We start from the raw sequence: 16,925 nt of genomic DNA on the forward strand, positions 1-16,925 counted from the left end.
GTTCGACGCAGTGATCTGCGAGTCGGTCGACCGGATCGCGCGCCGGACCTACGTCGGTACCCAGATCGAGAACACCCTGGAGAAGCTCGGCATCCCGTTGTGGGCGTCCGATGAGCCGATCGCTCTGAACGGGAAACGCTCGTCTCAGGTGTTGACGCGGCGGGTGAAGCAGGGGGTTGCCGAGTGGTATGTGCTGGAGATGCTGGAGAAGGCGTGGGGCGGGTTCGAGGTCCACACCGAGCAGGGCTTCAACGTTGGGCGGCCTCCGTACGGGTATCTGGCGCAGAAGGTTCCGCACCCGGTCGCCGCTCGCCGTGAGCAGGGAGCCACCAAGCATGTGCTGGCGCCTGACCCGGTACGCGGCCCGGTCGTGGCGACCGTCTTCGAGATCCGCGCCGGTGAGCGTCTCGGTTATCAGGCCATCGCCGACCGGCTCAACCGTGATCTGGATCGGTACCCGCCGCCCGTCGCGACCGCGAAGCACAGAAGTGTGGGCCGGTGGACCTATTCCTCGGTGCGGGAGGTGCTGACTAACCCGAAGTACACCGGTTACATGGTGTGGAACCGTAAGGCCACCACCTCGGCCAGGGGCCGCAACAACCCGCCCGAGGCGTGGGTCTGGTCCAGTGCACCCACTCATCCCGCTCTGGTGAGCGTCGAGACCTTTACCGACGCGCAGAAGGTGGCGCGTGACCGGGAGGGGTCACGTAGCCGTCCGGGGCCCAACACCGCGCAGACCGGCGCCCGTCGTTCCTACGCGCTGCGCTCGTACATGGTCTGTGGGTTGTGCGGGCGGCGGATGTTCGGCAAGGAGAGCCGGGGGCGGATCTACTACATCTGCCGTCCCGCTCGCGCCTACCGTCCCGAAGGGCACCCGGCGAGTATCTGGGTTCGTGAGGAGCCCCTCATGGCGGGTCTGACCGAGTTCTTCAACCGTGAAATCTTTGGCCCGCACCGTCGTGAACGGTTGCATGTCCTGCTCGCCCGGCTGGATGACAGCCACCTTCATGAGCACCGGGAACGGCTGGCGGCGGTCGAGGGGCAGATCGTGGAACTCAAGCGCCGTAAGGAACGTGTCCTGGACTCGTTGGAGGCCGCTGATGAGCCCTCGCCTGCGTTCGTCAATTCCATCAACGAACGCACGACGCGGATCGGTGCGGAGTTGGAGGGTAAGCAGGCGGTTCTGCGGGAGTTGCGGGAGGCGGTTCCGGTGGCGCCGTGTCCTGAGTTGTTGGATCGCTGCCCGACCGGGACGGTCGATCTCGGGTTGTTGCCGGAGGTGACTCTGCGGCGACTGTTGGACGCCTTCGCCGTCCAGATGCGTCACGACCCGGAGGGTGACCTGGTCGCCGTTCAGGTCACGATCACGCCCGAAACGGCGGACACCCAACTACGGGCGGCGCACGCGGCGATTGCGGGGGATGGTGACGGGGCGGATGGCGATCATGCAGCCGTGCGCGTGGTACCCCCTACCGGATTCGAACCGGCGCTACCGCCTTGAAAGGGCGGCGTCCTAGGCCGCTAGACGAAGGGGGCCCGGTGGTGGCGGAGATGGTCGCCACTCGACCTGGTCAGTGTAGAGGACGTTGTGGGGAGGCGCGCAAACCGTTAGCGGGGAGTGGGGGTTCGGGTGGTGGGGGTGGGGGTGCGGGACGGCCAGTCGGAGGGGAATTCGGAGGGGAAGGGGGAGGTGGGGGACGGTGGGGTGGACGGGGGGCGGGGTTTGAGGGGGCGGTCGGGGTCGGGTTCGAGGTGGCGTTCTATCTGGGCGGAGGTGAGGCCCAGGCCGCCGAGGCGGAGGTCGTCCCAGCCCTGGAGGCGGTGGGTGGCGCGGCTGAAGTAGAGGACGGAGAGTTCGATGGGGGTGGGTTTTTCGTGTTCGAGGCCGCGGAGGCCGGCGCCGCCGGTGGAGCCCTGGACGAAGAGGCGGGTGCCGGTGGGGAGGAGTTTGGTGGAGCGGGCGTGGGCGTGGCCGGAGAGGATGAGGGGGGTCAGGCCGGAGAAGGCTTCGCCTTCGGCGGGGTCGTGGACGACGACGAGGTCGGGGGTGGTGCGGGAGGCGCGGAGTCTCTCGGCGAGGACGATGCCCTCGGCGCGCATCTGGTCGGCGCCGACGAAGTCGTCGCGGGTGCTCTTGTCGGGGGTGAAGCGGGGGTCGCCGACGCCGTAGATGTTGAGGCCCTCGACCTGGCGGGTGTCGTCGTCGAGGACGATGGCGTTCTTCTGGCGGTCGACGGCCTTCTGGGTGTTTCTGGAGTCGTGGTTGCCGCGGACGTAGACGTAGGGGACCTTCAGGTCGGCGATGGCGTCGGCGAAGCGGTTCTCGGCCTTGCTGCCGTGGTCCATGAGGTCGCCGCTGTCGATGATGAGGTCGACCTTGAACTGGGTGGTGACGGACTTTATTACGTTCCAGGCGGCGGGGTTGAGGTGGATGTCGGAGACGTGCAGGACGCGGAGGGTGGACGGGTCCGGTTCGTAGGTGGGGAGGGTGGAGGTGGTGGCGTACAGCTCGGAGACGTTGCCGACGAGGTGGGCGAGTTGGGCGCGGTAGGCGGAGAAGCGTTCGACGAGGCTGCGGGTGTCGCCGACGATCTGGGGGGCGTTGGCGAGGAGGCCGGTGTAGCGGGGTTCGGCGATGGACTGGGGGTTGAAGGTCGTCCAGGTGAGGAGGGTCAGGGCGACGAGGCCGAGGGCGGTGGAGGCGAGGCCGAGGAGGGCGTGGCGGAGGGAGCGGAAGAGGACGAGGGCGGCGACGAAGCCGGTGAGAAGGGCGAGGAGGGTGGCGCGGAGGAGGAGGGTGGTCACGCCGCCGGCGATCTGGTCGGCGATCTGGTCGGTGAGGCGGTCGACCTCGGCGTCGTTCTCGATGAGGTTCTGGGCCTGTTCGGGGCGGACGTCGGTGAGGCTCGCCTCCAGGGCGACGGGGCCCCAGTGGGTGTCGAGGCGGAGGGAGCCGAGGGGTGGGAGTTCGAGGGTCGTTCCGCCGTGCAGGGACGGGCGGAGGGCGAGTTGGACGTCGGTGGGGCCGACGGCGGTGACGACGTGGCCGCCGAGGAGGAGGCCCGCGTAGCCGGCGGCGAGGCCGATGGCGGCGGTGAGGGCGAGCCGTGTCCAGCGGCTGGTGACGATGGTTCGGGCGTGGGCCGTGAGTCTCGGCGGGATGCGCGTCGTGATGGCTTCGGTCAACGCGGCGCGGACCTGGCGCACGTGTTCCCCTTCCGTCGAGCAGAATTGTCGGCGTGATGGAGTTGTCGCGCGATGAGTTCGAGGACCTCGTGGCCGAGGCCCTCGACACCATCCCCGTTGAGTTGACCGCGCACATGCGCAACGTCGTCATCGTCGTCGAGGACGATGCGCCCGAGCGCGGACTACTCGGTTTGTACCAGGGCGTACCCCTTACCGAACGTGGGGACTGGTACGGCGGCGTCCTGCCCGATCACATTTCCATCTACCGTCATGAGATTCTCGAAATTTGCGACACCCCGGACGACGTGGTGGAAGAGGTGAGGATCACCGTGGTCCACGAGATCGCCCACCATTTCGGGATCGATGACCAGCGGTTGCACGAGCTCGGTTACTGAGTCCTCGAATTGTGCACTGTAGGTCACCTGCACGCCACGCAGCGTGAGTTAATGGGGAGGCTGTTGAAAGGGCCGAACTGGAGCGTGTGTGGCGGGAAGGCAGACCGGCAGGCATCGGCGTCCGCCGGAGCGGCAGGCGACCTACCGTGAGGTGTTCGCGGTGGGCGAGTTCCGCGCCCTGTGGTCGGCGCAGGCGCTGTCGTTCGTCGGCGACCAGTTGGCGCAGGTCGCGCTGGCCGTGCTCGTGTACGACCGGACGAAGTCGGCGCTGCTGACGGCGCTGGTGTACGCGTTGACGTATCTTCCGCCGATCGTGGGCGGGCCGGTGCTGTCCGGGCTGGCGGACCTGTTCCCCCGGCGCACCGTCATGATCGTGTGCGATGTGCTGCGGGCGGGGCTGGTCGCGCTGATGGCGGTCGTCGCGCTGCCCATCGGTGGGCTGTCTGCGCTGGTGTTCCTGACGGTGCTGTTGGGCGCGCCGTTCTCCGCGGCGCGTGCGGCTGTTTTGCCGGACGTGCTGGAGGGCGATCGGTATGTCGCCGGGTCGGCGATCACCAACATCACGCATCAGGCCACGCAGATGCTCGGTTTCCTCGCGGGCGGCGCGATCGTCGCCGTCGTCGGGACGCGGGAGGCGCTCGCCCTGGACGCGCTGACGTTCGGTGCCTCGGCCGTGATCCTGCTGGTCGGGCTGCGGGGGAGGGAAGCCCCGGGACGGCGGGAACGCGCGTCGTTCGGGCTGTGGCGCGGGACGCGGGACGGTGCGCGGCTCGTGTTCGGCGACCCGGTGCTGCGGTCGCTGGTGCTGTTCGCGTGGCTGTGCGCGTTCTACGTGATCCCCGAGGGCCTGGCCGCGCCGTACGCTGCGACGTTCGGTGGCGGCGCGGCCACGGTGGGCCTGCTGCTGTCGGCGATGCCGACGGGGATGGTCGTCGGCGCGTTCCTGTTCAGCCGGTTCGTCCGTCCCGCGAACCGGCTGCACGCGATGGGGTGGATGTCGATGCTGGCCTGCCTGCCGCTGGTCGGCGCGAGCCTGCATCCGCCGCTGTGGGCGGTGGTGGGGCTGTGGGCGCTGTCGGGCGTCGGCAGCGCCTACCAACTCGCGGCGAACGCCGCGTTCGTGGCCGCGGTGCCGCCGTCCGGACGGGGACGCGCGTTCGGCCTGGCCCAGTCCGGCATCCTCGCCGGGCAGGGCGTCGGCATCCTCGTCGGGGGCGCCGCGGCGCAGGTGCTCGGGCCCGAGACGGTGGTGGCGCTCGCGGGCGCGCTCGGGCTGTCGGTGTCCGCGATGCTCACGTTCGGCTGGAACCAGGTCCGCGGCGGCGTCATCGCCCGGACGCGGGAGCGCGTCGAGCCGGTCGTCGTCTCCCCGGCGGGGGACGACGAGCTGTCGGGGGTCGGCCGCCCCGCGCCCTGATCAGGCGTGCGTGCGCGGCTTGTTGAAGGCGTCCCGGGTCTTCTGGACGGCGTCCTGGAAGGCCGGGGAGTCGCTCGCCTTCTTGATCATGTCTTCGGCGATGGCCTTCTCGGCGCCCTCCTCGGGGATCAACACCCAGCCGATCACGTAGAGCGCGATCCCGGCGCCGCCGAACACGGTGAACACCGCGAGGGCGATCCTAATGATATTGGCGTCGACGTCGAAGAAGCGCGCGGCGCCCGAGCAGACACCGGCGACGACGCGGTCGTCGCGGGTGCGGCGGAGCTTCTTCTGGGTGGTCGTGGTGTCCTTGTTCATGTCCATGCCCTAGATACTGCCCAGTGGCGCGGTGGTATGACATCCGGATTCGCCCTGAGATGTCCCTGAGCGCACCCTGGCCCGCCGCGGGGAGGGGCCCCGACGTACGCTCGGGGGCGAAACCGCGGGAGGAGATCCGGATGGACGTGCTGCGCGTCGACGATCAGCTCACCGGCGAGGAACGGATGGTGCGCGATACCGTCCGGGAGTTCGTGACGGAGCACGTCGTGCCGCACGTGGCCGGCTGGTTCGAGGACGGCACGTTCCCCGTCAAGGAACTGGCCCCCGAACTGGGACGGCTCGGGCTGCTCGGCATGCATCTGGACGGGTACGGCTGCGCCGGGACGAGCGCCGTCGCCTACGGGGTGGCGTGCCGCGAACTGGAGGCCGCCGACTCGGGGCTGCGTAGCTTCGTGTCGGTGCAGGGGTCGCTGGCGATGGTGGCCGTCCACAAGTACGGGACGGAGGAGCAGAAGTCCGCGTGGCTGCCGAGAATGGCGGCCGGGGAGGCGCTCGGCTGCTTCGGCCTGACCGAGCCCGACCGGGGCTCGGACCCGGGCGACATGCTGACCCGGGCCCGGCGGGACGGCTCCGACTGGGTCCTGACCGGCTCCAAGATGTGGATCACCAACGGGTCGCTCGCGGACGTCGCCGTGGTGTGGGCGCAGACCGACGACGGGATACGCGGGTTCCTCGTCGAGCGGGGCACGCCCGGGTTCATGGCCCGTGACATCCACCGGAAGATGTCGCTGCGGGCGTCCGTCACGTCCGAACTCGTCCTGGACGACGTCAGGGTTCCCGCGGACGCGATGCTGCCCGGTGTGCGGGGCCTGAAGGGGCCGCTCGGCTGCCTGTCGGAGGCCCGGTACGGCATCGTGTGGGGCGCGATCGGCGCGGGACGGGCCTGCTACGAGGCGGCCGTCGGGTACGCCAAGACCCGTGAGCAGTTCGGCAGGCCCATCGGGTCGTTCCAGCTCACCCAGGAGAAACTGGCCTGGATGGAGGTCGCGCTGGGCCAGGCGGGCCTGGTCGCGCTGCACATCGGCCGCCGCAAGGACGAGGGGAACGTCACGCCGCAGCAGGTGTCGTTCGGGAAGCTGGCGAACGTCCGTGCGGCCCTGGACGTCGCGCGGGAGGCCCGTACGATCCTCGGCGCCAACGGGATCACGCTCGACTATCCGGTGATCCGGCATATGAACAACCTGGAGAGCGTCCTGACCTATGAGGGGACGCAGGAGGTTCACCTGCTCACGCTCGGTAAGGCCGTGACCGGCCTGGACGCGTTCCGTTAAGGAGCGCTTGAACCTGTTGCGTAGGGTTATTCACTGGACGACCTGTACGGCCTGGGTGACACTCCCCGGGTCGAGTGATCTACCTGAGGGAGCGGCATGAGAATCGGGATCGTCGGGGCGACCGGCCAGGTCGGAGGCGTGATGCGCGAGATCCTGGCCGAACGCGGATTTCCTGTGGACGAGCTGCGGCTGTTCGCCTCCGCGCGGTCGGCGGGACGGAAGCTGCCGTGGAAGGGCTCGGAGGTCACCGTGGAGGACGCGGCGACCGCCGACTACTCCGGGCTCGACATCGTGCTGTTCTCGGCGGGGAAGACCACGTCCAAGGAACTGGCCCCGAAGGTCGCCGCCGCGGGCGCCGTCGTGATCGACAACTCGTCGGGCTGGCGGATGGACCCGGACGTTCCCCTCGTCGTCGCCGAGGTCAATCCGCACGCCGCGGCCCGCCGCCCCAAGGGGATCATCGCGAACCCGAACTGTACGACGATGGCCGCGATGCCGGTGTTGCGTCCGCTGCACGAGGAGGCGGGGCTGACCGCGCTCGTCGTGTCCACCTACCAGGCCGTGTCCGGGAGCGGGCTCGCGGGCGTCGCCGAACTGCACGACCAGGCGTCCAAGGTCGTCCAGAACGCCGAGAAGCTGACCCATGACGGCGCGGCCGTGGAGTTCCCCGAGCCGTCGGTGTACGTGCGGCCGATCGCGTTCAACGTCCTGCCGATGGCCGGGTCGATCGTGGACGACGGCCTCGCCGAGACCGACGAGGAGCAGAAGCTCCGCAACGAGAGCCGCAAGATCCTGGAGATTCCGGGGCTGAAGGTGTCGGGCACGTGCGTGCGCGTTCCCGTCTTCACCGGACATTCGTTGCAGGTGAACGCCCGGTTCGAGCGTCCGCTGAGCCCGGAGCGGGCGGGTGAGCTGCTGGCGGACGCGCCCGGTGTCGTGCTGTCGGACGTCCCGACGCCGCTCCAGGCCGCCGGGCAGGACCCGACCTATGTGGGCCGTATCCGCCGCGACGAGACCGTCGAGAACGGTCTCGCCCTGTTCTGTTCGGGTGACAACCTCCGCAAGGGCGCGGCGCTCAACACGGTCCAGATCGCCGAACTCGTCGCCGCCGAGTAACGCCGCCGAGTAACGCCGCCGAGTAACGCCGCCGGGTAACGCCGCCGGGTAACGCTCAACTCGCGCGGCGGCCCCGGACCTCCAGGGAGTCCAGGAGGGCGGCGGTGCTCTGGGCGATCTCCTCGACGGCCCGGTCGAACGCCTCGGCGTTGTGGGCGGCGGGCGCGCGGAACCCGGAGATCTTCCGGACGTACTGGAGCGCGGCCGCCCGGACGTCGGTGTCGGTCACGTCTTCGGTGAAGGGCGGGCGGAGAGTCTTGATGCTGCGGCACATGTCCCCATTGTGACCTGTGGGGCCGACGTTCCGCACCGGGCTGACGCCGGGGCTGAGGGCCCCGGGCCCTCGTCCGTAGGAGCAGGGTCGGACGAGGGCGCCAGGGGCCCGGCGGGGGGCGGGGACCCCGGAAGGAAGGCGGCGCGCCGCACACGGGCCGGGCCGAGAGTCGTCCCGTGGAACCGCCTTCGGTCAGCCCTCGGGGAGGGGGTTGGGCTGTCCAAAATTGGACCGCGCAGGCCGGTCGGGTGTCAACGGATCCAAGAGCCACTGGATTTTCAATGTGTTGAACGTGTCTCTGGAAATCTCTGAAAACACCCTCTGACCTGCGCGGATCTCAGCGGGGTGAAGCTACCTGCGGGTGCCGCCGCCAAGCGTCCACACCGCGTGGGCGATGGCGTCGGAGTTGCGGTCCAGCGCTGTGTCGTTGATGTTGGTCGTCGTGTCGCAGCGCGCGTGGTAGCACCGGTCGTACGCGACGTTCGCCTGACCGCCCCACTTCTGCGCCTGCGCGGCCGTCTTGCGTCCCTCCGCGCCGGTGAACAGGCCCCCGGCGGCGATGTTGTACTGGATGAACGGGCCGTAGTCGGAGCGTCCGTCGAACGCGGTGTCCTCCACCGGCACGTTGATGGAGGCGAAGTGGGCGCGGAGCACCCGCTCGATCTCGGCGGATCCGGCGGGGCCGCCGCGTCCGCTGGAACCGTCGCCGTCGTAGGCGAAGTAGCCGGGGTTGGGCGAGCCGACCATGTCGAAGTTCAGGTAGCCCTTGATCCTCGACCGTTCGGCCGACGGCAGGTTCTGCACGTAGTACTTGGACCCGATGAGACCCAGCTCCTCGGCGCCCCACCAGCCGAACCGCAGGTGCCGGGCCGGCTTGTAGCCGGTGCTGGCGACGGCGAGCGCCACCTCGAGGTTCGCGGCCGAGCCGGAGCCGTTGTCGTTGATGCCGGGCCCCGCCGTGACGCTGTCCAGGTGCGCGCCGACCATGAGCGTGTTGGCGGTGTCGCCGCCGGGCCAGTCGGCGATCAGGTTGTAGCCGGTGGCGCCGTTGTAGCTGAACGACTGGATGGACGTCTGGTATCCGGCGGCGTCCAGCTTGGACTTCACGTAGTCGAGGGAGGCGCGGTAGCCGGGACGGCCGTGCGCGCGGTTGCCGCCGTTGGACGTGGCGATGCTCTGGAACTGCGACAGGTGCGCCTTGACGTTCGCGACCGGAATGTCGGGTGCGGCGGCGCGCACCGCGGGCGGCGCGGGCATCGACGCGGGCGGGGAGGCCGACGCGGCGGCGTTGGGGAGCAGGGCGGCCAGGGTCAGGGCAGCCGCCCCCACCGTCGCCATCGTGCGCGATCTCATGAGTGTTGTCCTCCGGGAATGGAAGCGGCCCGTGACGGGGGAGCGGGCCCCGTCACGGGCCGCGGGCGAGGGGCGGTCAGGGAATGACGATCATGAAGGGTGCCGGTCGGCTAGCAGGCCGGTTCGCCCGACGCCTGCGGGACGCTGACGGCGCTCCAGGCGGCCTTGACCGTCTGGCACTCGGTGCTGTTCCCGGGGAACAGCTGCTTCGCCGCCGCGACGGAGGCGGCGCGCACCCGCGCGTGCGTCCAGGACGAGGTCTTCCGGTTCAGGGTCTCCATGAAGATCTTGCCGGCCTTCTGGATACCGATTCCGGTGACGGTCGAGTTGTTGCACGTCGGGCTGGTCGGCTTGCCGCCGCCCGGGTTCGACCCCTCGGCGAGCAGGTAGAACCAGTGGTTCTGCGGGCCCGCCGCCGCGTGCACCTCGGTGCGCGGGATCTGGGACGAGTAGCAGTTCGGGTGCTGCAGCGCCTGCGGGTTGTACATGTTGCGGATCGGGCCCCGGCCGACCAGGTCGACCTCCTCGCCGACCAGGTAGTCCGGCGGGTCGAGGTTCGCGGGCTCGTTGATGTAGAACTCGGTGAGCGTTCCGAAGATGTCACCGGTCGACTCGTTCAAGCCGCCCTTCTCGTTGCCGCCGCCGCTGTCGCCACCGGGCGTGGTGGTGAAGATGGCGTGGCCGTTCTCGTGCCCGACGACGTCCACCGACGTGGCCTGCTTGTTGTTGGCCTGGTTGTGGCCGTAGGTGGTGTAGCTGCCGTTCCAGTACGCGTTCACCGCGTTGAGCGCGACGCGCATCGGGTAGCCGCCGCCGCGACCGTTGATCCCGTTACGGCCGAGCCAGTCCTTCAGCATGTCCCATTCTTTTTGGTGCGCGTACATGGCGTCGACGCAGGCGGTCTCCATGTCGGTGCCGCTGCCGTTGCCCCACTGGCTGTCGCCGGTGTAGGCACGGCCGTTCTGGCCACCGCACTGGACGTTGCCACGCTGCGGGTCGCTCATCGTGGTGGCCGCGGTGCTGATGTCGACGGTGCCGTGGTAGAAGCTCCGGTCGTCGGCGGCGTCACGGACCTGGTCCCACGACTCGACGACCTTGCCGCTCTTGGCGTCGACGTACACGTGCATGATCGTCGGGGCGTTGTTCTTCTTGGTGCCGGTGACGACCGTCTCGTACACGAGGCGTCCGGCGCCGTTGGCCAGCACCGTCAGCTTCGGTGTGGAGACCTTCTCGACCTTGGCCACGTGGCCGCGGGAGGTCTTCGCGGCCGACGCGGCCGAGATCTTCGCCTTGGTGTCGACGTCGAGTTCCCTCGTCTGGTTGACGTGGGTGCTCAGCACGCTGCCGGCGGCGTTGGTGACGACGACGAAGTCGCCGCCCTCGACGGGCAGTCCGGCGTGCGTCCTCGTGTAGGCGACGTACTGGAGCCCGCTCAGGCCGGACGTGACGCCCAGGTCAACGATCTTGTCCTCGGCGGCCAGCTTGAACGTCGACGGCTGTGCCGCGATCGCGCGGTCCGCCGAACTGGCGGCGACGGTGCGGGGGTCCGGCTTGGCGGGGGCCGCGGGAGCGGTGCGGGACGTCGCACCTGTGGCGGGGGCGGACATCGCCACGGCGAGGCCGACGGACAGCGCCGCCGCCCCGATCGCGGTCTGGTGTCTCACGGGGGTGCTCCTTCCACGTGCCGGGCATGGCGCGGCACGTGGAGCCGAAGGGGAGCGCTCCACGCGACCGCCGCCCGTCCGGCGGGCTTTGGAATTGGGTGGCTCATGCGGATGAGCTGTCCCGAAGTGCACTCCTAGATATGAATAGTGTCAATGAATCCATTTGGTATTGGATTTTCAATATTTAGAAGGCCATCGAGTAGAAGGTTGAAACAGGGGCTCTGAGCAGCGCGAACGGCCGGGCCGAATGTTCGGCCCGGCCGTTCGGGTATCCGGGTGGTGGCGCTCCGTCAGGGGGCGATGGCGCGGCAGATCCAGGCGAGAGCGAGGGGATAACGGTAATCAATGCCACCATGGCCCGCGTCGAACAGTTCGAAATGAATCACGTCCTCGGGGACGCCGACGTCCAGCAGCGCGTCGCGGAACGCCTGGGCGCCGACGTCCAGAAACCACTCGTCGCGGGTGCCGCCGTCGATCCAGACGGCCCGCAGCGAGCGCAGCGCGTCGGCGTGGCGCGGCGCCATCCGCACCGGGTCGAAGGTCAGCCAGCGCTCCCAGACGTCCGCCCGGATCACACCGGTGACCGGGTCGAACGGCAGCTCGGGCGTGCCGTCGTCGCGTGCGGAGTAGCACAGCGCCATGCCGAGGATCTCCAGCAACTCCATGTCCTCGTCCTTGGTGAAGGAGGCGCGGGACCTGAAGTCGTCCCACCAGCGCCAGATGTCACCGTCGTATTTGCGTAGATGCCGGACGCACTTGGGGAAATGGGGGAGGTAGCTGTACTCGAACAGGGCGTCGCCCGCATGCGTCGCCAGGGCGCCGAACAGGTCGGGCCGCAGCATCGGCGTGATCATCGCGCCGTAGCCGCCGCTGGACTTGCCGCTGATCGCCCGATGTTCCGGGACGTCCAGCGTCCGGTAGCGGGCGTCCACCCACGGGACGATCTCGTCGCACAGGTAGGAGTGGTAGCGGCCCATGCCCGGCGAGTCGAGGTACTGGCTGCCGCCGTACGCCGTCCAGGTGTCCACGTACACCACGATCGCGGGCGGGGCCTCACCGGACGCGAACACCGCGTCCGCCGTCTCCGGGAACGGCTGCCGGTACGGCATCCGGTTGCGCCACATCTGCACGTGCCCGGTGTATCCCATGATCACGTAGACGCTGGGATAGCGGCGCTCCGGCTCGTCGTCGTAGCCCGGCGGGACGTACACCAGGACGGGCCGTTCGTGCGGGTCGTTCAGCGGGTTGCCGCGCAGCAGCTCACTGCTGACGACGTGCTCCTCCAGGCGTCCGGCGAACTCGACCGACCACGGCAGCATGCGTACTCCTTCGTCGCGAGTGATCATTCGACGCTAACCCGGCCCGGCCCGGCGCGGCGAGAGTGTCGCAGGCGGATGTCACACTTCGACGGCCGGTGCAGTCTCCCTCGGGGAGGGAAGGGGAATGAGATGACCGATCGCGCCACCGTGCTTCGTGACCTGCATCGCCCGGGTGATCCGCTGCTGCTGCCCAACGTGTGGGACGCGGGCAGCGCCAAGGTCGTCCAGGAGGCGGGTTTCCCCGCTCTCGCCACCGCCAGCGCCGCCGTTTCGGCGATGCTCGGCTACCCCGACCACGAGGGGGCGCCCGCCGAGGAGATGTTCGCCGCCGCGGGGCGCGTCATCGGGGCCGCGACCGTCCCCGTCACCGTGGACGCCGAGGCCGGCTACGGGCTCCAGCCCGCCGAACTCGTCGAACGGCTCCTCGCCATCGGCGCCGCGGGCTGCAACCTGGAGGACACCTACGCCGGGGAACTCGCCGAGCCCGAGACCCAGGCCGAGTACCTCGCCGCCGTCCGCGACGCCACCGGTGACCGGCTCGTCATCAACGCGCGGGTCGACACGTTCGTCGCCAAGGTGCCGGATCCGGTGGACGCCGCGATCGCCCGGGGCCGCCTCTACTTCGAGGCCGGGGCCGACTGCGTCTACCCGATCACCGCGCCGCTGGACGCCGTCCCGACCCTGGTCAAGGGCCTGCCGGGCCCGATCAACGCCAACAACATGCCGGGCTCGTCCCTGGCCGACCTGGCCTCCGCCGGAGTCGCCCGCGTCTCCTACGGCCCGATGCCGTACCTGCGGGCCCTGGACGCGCTGAAGGAGTTCGCGACCCGCGTGAAATCCGGGGAGAGCCCCTACGCCTGACCCTCCGGCAGCTCGGAGGTGTCGCCGTCGGGGGACGGGCGGGTGACCAGTTCGAAGTCGCCCTCGTGGCGGACGGTGCCGGAGACGACCGCGTCCTCCAGGACCTCGGCGCCCTTGAGTTGGCGCCGCATCATCGGGTCTTCGCGGACGTCCTTCGCCACGGAGAAGCACAGCAGGATCAGCACGACCGCGAACGGCAGCGCGCCGATGAACGTGACGTTCTGGATGCCGCTGAGCGCCTTGTCCCCACCGATCACCAGCATGATCGCGGCGACGCCGCCGGTCATCGCGCCCCAGAAGATGACGATCCAGCGCGTGGGGGAGGTCGATCCGCGCTGCGAGAGCGTGCCCATGACGATCGACGCCGCGTCCGCGCCGGACACGAAGAAGATCGCCACCAGGACCATCACGACGATCGCGGTGAGCAGCTCCCACGGCAGGTTTCCGAGCACATTGAAGGTGATCTGCTCCTCCGAGCCGTCGCCGTACGGGTTCAGCCCGTCCCGCTGCTGGTCGATGGCCGTGCCGCCGAAGATCGCGAACCACACCAGGCTGACCGCGCTCGGCACGATGATCACACCGGCGACGAACTGGCGGATGGTGCGGCCGCGGCTGATCCGGGCGAGGAACATGCCGACGAAGGGGGACCAGGAGATCCACCAGGCCCAGTAGAAGATCGTCCAGTCGGCGAGGTACTCCTGCATCGCGGTGCCGCCCGTCGCGCCCGAGCGGGACGCCATCTCACCGAAGTCCCGCAGGTACACGCCGAGCGAGGTGGGCAGCAGCTGAAGGACGAACACGGTCGGGCCGACGACGAACACGAAGACCGCGAGGACGGCCGCCAGCACCATGTTGATGTTCGACAGCCACTGGATGCCGCGCGCGATGCCCGACACCGCCGACAGGACGAAACAGATCGTCAACACCATGATGATCACGACGAGGACGCCGGTGCCGAGGGTCTCGATCCAGCCGGCCTCCTGCAAGCCCGTCCGGATCTGGAGGGCACCGATGCCGAGGGACGCGGCGGAGCCGAACAGGGTGGCGAAGAGGGCGAGGATGTCGATCAGCTTGCCGACGGGTCCGACGCCACGCCTGCCGATCAGCGGCACGAACGCCGAGCTGATCAGCTGGCTGCGTCCCCGGCGGTAGTGCCCGTACCCGATCGCGAGGCCGAGCACCGCGTAGATCGACCATGGGTGCAGCGTCCAGTGGAACATCGTCGTGGCCATCGCCGTCTCGATCGCCGGCTCGCTCTGCGCCGGGTCGGTGCCCGGCGGCGGGCTCACGTAGTGCGTGAGCGGCTCCGCGACGCCGAAGAACATCAGCCCGATGCCCATGCCCGCGCTGAACATCATCGCGATCCACGAGACGGTGCGGAACTCGGGCTCGTCGCCTTCCCGGCCGAGCGGTATCCGGCCGTACCGGCTGAGCGCCAGCCACAACGAGAAGATCACGAACCCGGTCGCGGCGAGGACGAACAGCCAGCCCACGTTCGCGAGAAGCCAGTCGAGCGCCGACTGGGTCGTCGAGCTGAGGTTGTCCGTCCAGATGGCGCCCCAGAGCACGAACGCCGTGGACAGCCCGGCGGTGAGGCCGTAGACGAACCAGTCGGTACGCGCCCGCCCCGGTTTATCCAGCGATATAGGGAGGTCTCCGGATTGGTCGTCCCATCCTCCGGAGCCGCTCGCGCGCGTCTTCATGATCCTTCGTCATTCCCCGAAAGATCACAGCTGAGTTCAACGAACGAGTAATTCGTTCATGATCGGTATCGGGAGGCCGACCTTGCTCACTTGCCCGGAATTCGCGCGATCGTACCCTGCGGGTTGCCCGTCCGGGCCTGGTCCCGGGACGACGGCGCGCGTATACCCCTGAGAAAGGCTTCGCTCCGGGAGGAGACCGTCGGATGCATGATCGGCACCAGGCCAAAGGCGCCGAGATCAGGGCACCTCGCAGTGGACCCCGGGCGGCCGGACATCCGCCGCCCGCCCAAGGGCTTCTCGGCCTGCAGAGCGCGGCCGGCAACGCCGCCGTCGTCCAGATGCTCGGAAACGCCGATCGCTCCGAGCCCGTCGACGGGCACGTCGTGCAACGCTCACCGGCGACCTGGATGCAGTCCGAGGCGGTCACAATGGCGTTGCAACAGACCGGGGGGATGACCCCGTCGTCCCGCTGGCCCGCGGTGACGCAGGCGGTGCGCGCCTACGGTCGGCTCGCACCCAACGACCTGTCCGGCCGCGCCGCCGCCCTGGACGCCCTCTCCCAAGCCATCGGCAACTGGCGGCAGAACCAGGAGACGGTGCGGCACCGCGCACCTTGGAGCAGCGCCAATGCCCGGCAAGCTGCCGTCAGCGCCCTGGAGGACCTGATCCGTCGCGAACGCGACGAGATTCGCGGTCAACGGCAGACGCCGAGCGGGCCGGCCGAACCGGCACCGCCGTCCGCGGCGATGAGCATCCCGATGGGCGGCTCGCGAGCCGGAGACACCATGCCCGGACACGGCGGATCGTTGGATGACTCGGATCGCTCATGGTCCCCAACGCCCGACCTGAATGAAGGCGGGGTGGTCGCCAAGGCCGAGGCGCGGAAGAACGCCGCGCCGTTGCCTGCGCGCGTCCGTGTCCGCCTGCACCTCACCACGGACAGCAACGTCGGAGGCGTTCACCAGCGGGGCCTGAAGCCGAGTCAGGGGTCCGGTGGTATCGGCGTCAATCCGGAACCGGGCATGCCCGCAGACCCGGACCCGCATCACTTCTACGTGCTGACCGGCTCGAACCAGAAGAACGAGAACCTCATCGCGAGCCAGGCCGGAGTTCGGGCGGTTCTCGTGCTGAGTTCGGACAGCGTGTCCTACGACAAGGACGTCAACTATCCAGACGGCGGAGCAGGGCGGTATGCCGGTGAGGCCCCCGCGGCGAGAAGCGCCAGAGGGGAGAGTAGGACCAGAGGCCCCATCTCCGTCGTGCTGCCACTCCGCGCGAGCGGCACGACCACGGACGAGGTGACGAACTTCGTCAACCAGCTCCGGGACCAAGGCGAGCCGCCACTCACCACCAGGGAGGTCATAGAGCGCATCGAGGGCGAACTCATCCGCAGGTACGGGATCTTCCGCGTGGCCGACCACCTGTCCTAGGCGCCGAGCGCGTTACCTGGTCGAGGAGGCGACGCCGAAGGCGAGCCTTCTCGACCAGACCGCGAAGCGGCGCGTGCTCGCACAATGAGCCCTGAGCGGAAGCAGATGAATGCAGCTTAGTCGGCTCGTGCGCCGGGTGGCGGCGCGGTGAGGGCGTAGATGAGCAGGATGCACAGGGAAATGGTGAGTACCGACCAGAGGGGGAACGCCACCAGGAACGCGAGGTGTCCGATGGCCGCGAGGAAGGCGAACACGACGCCGATGGCGCGTGCCCACATCTTTCCGCTCATGATCGCGGCGCCGACGCCGATCTGGATGATGCCGAGAATGAGCCAGATCCAGCCCCACGCGGTGTAGTCGAACACCATGATCTCGTTGTCGGCGACGAGGTAGTAGTCGTCCTTGAACAGGGCCACCAGTCCGTCGATGACGTTGAACGCGCCGACCACCAGCGCCACCGTGCCCGCGAAGGCGAGCCACCCGGACGTCCGGTACTGCCGGTGGGCCGTCGCCGAGGTCCTGCCAGGGGTCGTCTTGCTCGTCATTTCGGGCCTCCCCACCCCGCAGCCTGGTCCGGCCGCGGTTTGATGACCGAAA

At 69.1% G+C, this 16,925-nt stretch carries 15 protein-coding genes and 1 tRNA gene; 7 read left to right on the forward strand and 9 right to left on the reverse strand.

Annotation, left to right across the window (positions count from 1 at the left end):
* Positions 1-199: 199 nt before the first annotated feature.
* Positions 200-1,501 (forward strand): recombinase family protein, encoded by a 1,302-nt coding sequence (locus BZB76_RS36800; RefSeq protein ID WP_420534844.1) that lies wholly within the window; start codon positions 200-202, stop codon positions 1,499-1,501.
* Here BZB76_RS36800 and BZB76_RS32360 read toward each other — a convergent pair.
* Positions 1,461-1,536, reverse strand: a tRNA-Glu gene (locus BZB76_RS32360). The two genes, BZB76_RS36800 and BZB76_RS32360, sit on opposite strands and share 41 nt — an antisense overlap.
* Positions 1,537-1,608: 72 nt before the next feature.
* A complete protein-coding gene (locus tag BZB76_RS32365) occupies positions 1,609-3,207 on the reverse strand; it encodes a metallophosphoesterase family protein (protein ID WP_246007349.1) in 1,599 nt (532 codons plus the stop codon).
* Between the two features lie 32 nt (positions 3,208-3,239).
* On the opposite strand from BZB76_RS32365, the gene BZB76_RS32370 reads away from it, so the two are divergent.
* Together BZB76_RS32370 and BZB76_RS32375 are read left to right on the forward strand one after the other, a co-directional pair.
* The gene (locus BZB76_RS32370; protein ID WP_121438227.1) at positions 3,240-3,581 is read left to right on the forward strand and encodes a metallopeptidase family protein; all 342 of its coding nucleotides are present in this window, start codon (positions 3,240-3,242) and stop codon (positions 3,579-3,581) included.
* A gap of 88 nt (positions 3,582-3,669) precedes the next feature.
* The gene (locus BZB76_RS32375) at positions 3,670-4,998 is read left to right on the forward strand and encodes an MFS transporter (protein ID WP_121438228.1); all 1,329 of its coding nucleotides are present in this window, start codon (positions 3,670-3,672) and stop codon (positions 4,996-4,998) included.
* Here the strand turns inward: BZB76_RS32375 and BZB76_RS32380 are convergent, their stop codons facing one another.
* Complete coding sequence (locus tag BZB76_RS32380) at positions 4,999-5,322, reverse strand: PspC domain-containing protein (protein ID WP_121438229.1); 324 nt, start codon at positions 5,320-5,322, stop codon at positions 4,999-5,001. It abuts the gene before it with no gap.
* 134 nt (positions 5,323-5,456) lie between these two features.
* Between BZB76_RS32380 and BZB76_RS32385 the strand changes: the two genes are divergently transcribed.
* Both BZB76_RS32385 and BZB76_RS32390 read left to right on the forward strand, forming a co-directional pair.
* Positions 5,457-6,608: an acyl-CoA dehydrogenase family protein gene (locus BZB76_RS32385; protein WP_121438230.1), complete on the forward strand. Its 1,152-nt coding sequence runs from the start codon at positions 5,457-5,459 to the stop codon at positions 6,606-6,608.
* A 96-nt stretch (positions 6,609-6,704) separates the two neighbouring features.
* A complete protein-coding gene (locus BZB76_RS32390; RefSeq protein WP_121438231.1) occupies positions 6,705-7,724 on the forward strand; it encodes an aspartate-semialdehyde dehydrogenase in 1,020 nt (339 codons plus the stop codon).
* A 55-nt stretch (positions 7,725-7,779) separates the two neighbouring features.
* On the opposite strand, the gene BZB76_RS32395 is transcribed toward BZB76_RS32390, so the two are convergent.
* The 4 genes from BZB76_RS32395 to BZB76_RS32410 all read right to left on the reverse strand — a co-directional run bounded on the left by BZB76_RS32395 (position 7,780) and on the right by BZB76_RS32410 (position 12,334).
* The gene (locus BZB76_RS32395; RefSeq protein ID WP_121438232.1) at positions 7,780-7,998 is read right to left on the reverse strand and encodes a DUF2277 domain-containing protein; all 219 of its coding nucleotides are present in this window, start codon (positions 7,996-7,998) and stop codon (positions 7,780-7,782) included.
* Positions 7,999-8,349: 351 nt separating this feature from the next.
* Positions 8,350-9,351, reverse strand: coding sequence for a M28 family metallopeptidase (locus BZB76_RS32400; protein WP_121438233.1), 1,002 nt, complete (start codon positions 9,349-9,351; stop codon positions 8,350-8,352).
* 110 nt (positions 9,352-9,461) lie between these two features.
* A complete protein-coding gene (locus BZB76_RS32405; RefSeq protein WP_246007350.1) occupies positions 9,462-11,015 on the reverse strand; it encodes a M4 family metallopeptidase in 1,554 nt (517 codons plus the stop codon).
* A 290-nt stretch (positions 11,016-11,305) separates the two neighbouring features.
* Positions 11,306-12,334: an alpha/beta hydrolase gene (locus BZB76_RS32410; RefSeq protein WP_121438234.1), complete on the reverse strand. Its 1,029-nt coding sequence runs from the start codon at positions 12,332-12,334 to the stop codon at positions 11,306-11,308.
* Positions 12,335-12,463: 129 nt separating this feature from the next.
* On the opposite strand from BZB76_RS32410, the gene BZB76_RS32415 reads away from it, so the two are divergent.
* A complete protein-coding gene (locus BZB76_RS32415) occupies positions 12,464-13,195 on the forward strand; it encodes an isocitrate lyase/PEP mutase family protein (RefSeq protein ID WP_121438235.1) in 732 nt (243 codons plus the stop codon).
* Here the strand turns inward: BZB76_RS32415 and BZB76_RS32420 are convergent.
* On the reverse strand, positions 13,186-14,898 hold the full coding sequence (locus BZB76_RS32420; protein ID WP_121438236.1) for a BCCT family transporter: 1,713 nt from the start codon (positions 14,896-14,898) through the stop codon (positions 13,186-13,188). The genes BZB76_RS32415 and BZB76_RS32420 overlap by 10 nt on opposite strands.
* Before the next feature lie 203 nt (positions 14,899-15,101).
* Between BZB76_RS32420 and BZB76_RS32425 the strand changes: the two genes are divergently transcribed.
* The gene (locus BZB76_RS32425) at positions 15,102-16,328 is read left to right on the forward strand and encodes a hypothetical protein (RefSeq protein ID WP_121438237.1); all 1,227 of its coding nucleotides are present in this window, start codon (positions 15,102-15,104) and stop codon (positions 16,326-16,328) included.
* Positions 16,329-16,444: 116 nt separating this feature from the next.
* On the opposite strand, the gene BZB76_RS32430 is transcribed toward BZB76_RS32425, so the two are convergent.
* Positions 16,445-16,873 carry a DUF7144 family membrane protein gene (locus tag BZB76_RS32430; protein WP_121438238.1) on the reverse strand — a complete coding sequence of 143 codons (429 nt, stop codon included), beginning with the start codon at positions 16,871-16,873 and terminating at the stop codon, positions 16,445-16,447.
* Positions 16,874-16,925: the final 52 nt, after the last annotated feature.

The organism is Actinomadura pelletieri DSM 43383, assembly GCF_003634705.1.
In the GTDB taxonomy this organism is placed as follows: domain Bacteria; phylum Actinomycetota; class Actinomycetes; order Streptosporangiales; family Streptosporangiaceae; genus Spirillospora; species Spirillospora pelletieri.

What these genes read in the sequence shown, in the direction of transcription:
- BZB76_RS36800 (WP_420534844.1), top strand. Translation starts at nt 200, where the DNA reads ATGCTGGAGAAGGCGTGGGGCGGGTTCGAGGTCCACACCGAGCAGGGC.
- BZB76_RS32410 (WP_121438234.1), bottom strand. Translation starts at nt 12,334, where the DNA reads ATGCTGCCGTGGTCGGTCGAGTTCGCCGGACGCCTGGAGGAGCACGTC.
- BZB76_RS32385 (WP_121438230.1), top strand. Translation starts at nt 5,457, where the DNA reads ATGGACGTGCTGCGCGTCGACGATCAGCTCACCGGCGAGGAACGGATG.
- BZB76_RS32430 (WP_121438238.1), bottom strand. Translation starts at nt 16,873, where the DNA reads ATGACGAGCAAGACGACCCCTGGCAGGACCTCGGCGACGGCCCACCGG.
- BZB76_RS32390 (WP_121438231.1), top strand. Translation starts at nt 6,705, where the DNA reads ATGAGAATCGGGATCGTCGGGGCGACCGGCCAGGTCGGAGGCGTGATG.
- BZB76_RS32415 (WP_121438235.1), top strand. Translation starts at nt 12,464, where the DNA reads ATGACCGATCGCGCCACCGTGCTTCGTGACCTGCATCGCCCGGGTGAT.
- BZB76_RS32400 (WP_121438233.1), bottom strand. Translation starts at nt 9,351, where the DNA reads ATGAGATCGCGCACGATGGCGACGGTGGGGGCGGCTGCCCTGACCCTG.
- BZB76_RS32380 (WP_121438229.1), bottom strand. Translation starts at nt 5,322, where the DNA reads ATGGACATGAACAAGGACACCACGACCACCCAGAAGAAGCTCCGCCGC.
- BZB76_RS32395 (WP_121438232.1), bottom strand. Translation starts at nt 7,998, where the DNA reads ATGTGCCGCAGCATCAAGACTCTCCGCCCGCCCTTCACCGAAGACGTG.
- BZB76_RS32425 (WP_121438237.1), top strand. Translation starts at nt 15,102, where the DNA reads ATGCATGATCGGCACCAGGCCAAAGGCGCCGAGATCAGGGCACCTCGC.
- BZB76_RS32420 (WP_121438236.1), bottom strand. Translation starts at nt 14,898, where the DNA reads ATGAAGACGCGCGCGAGCGGCTCCGGAGGATGGGACGACCAATCCGGA.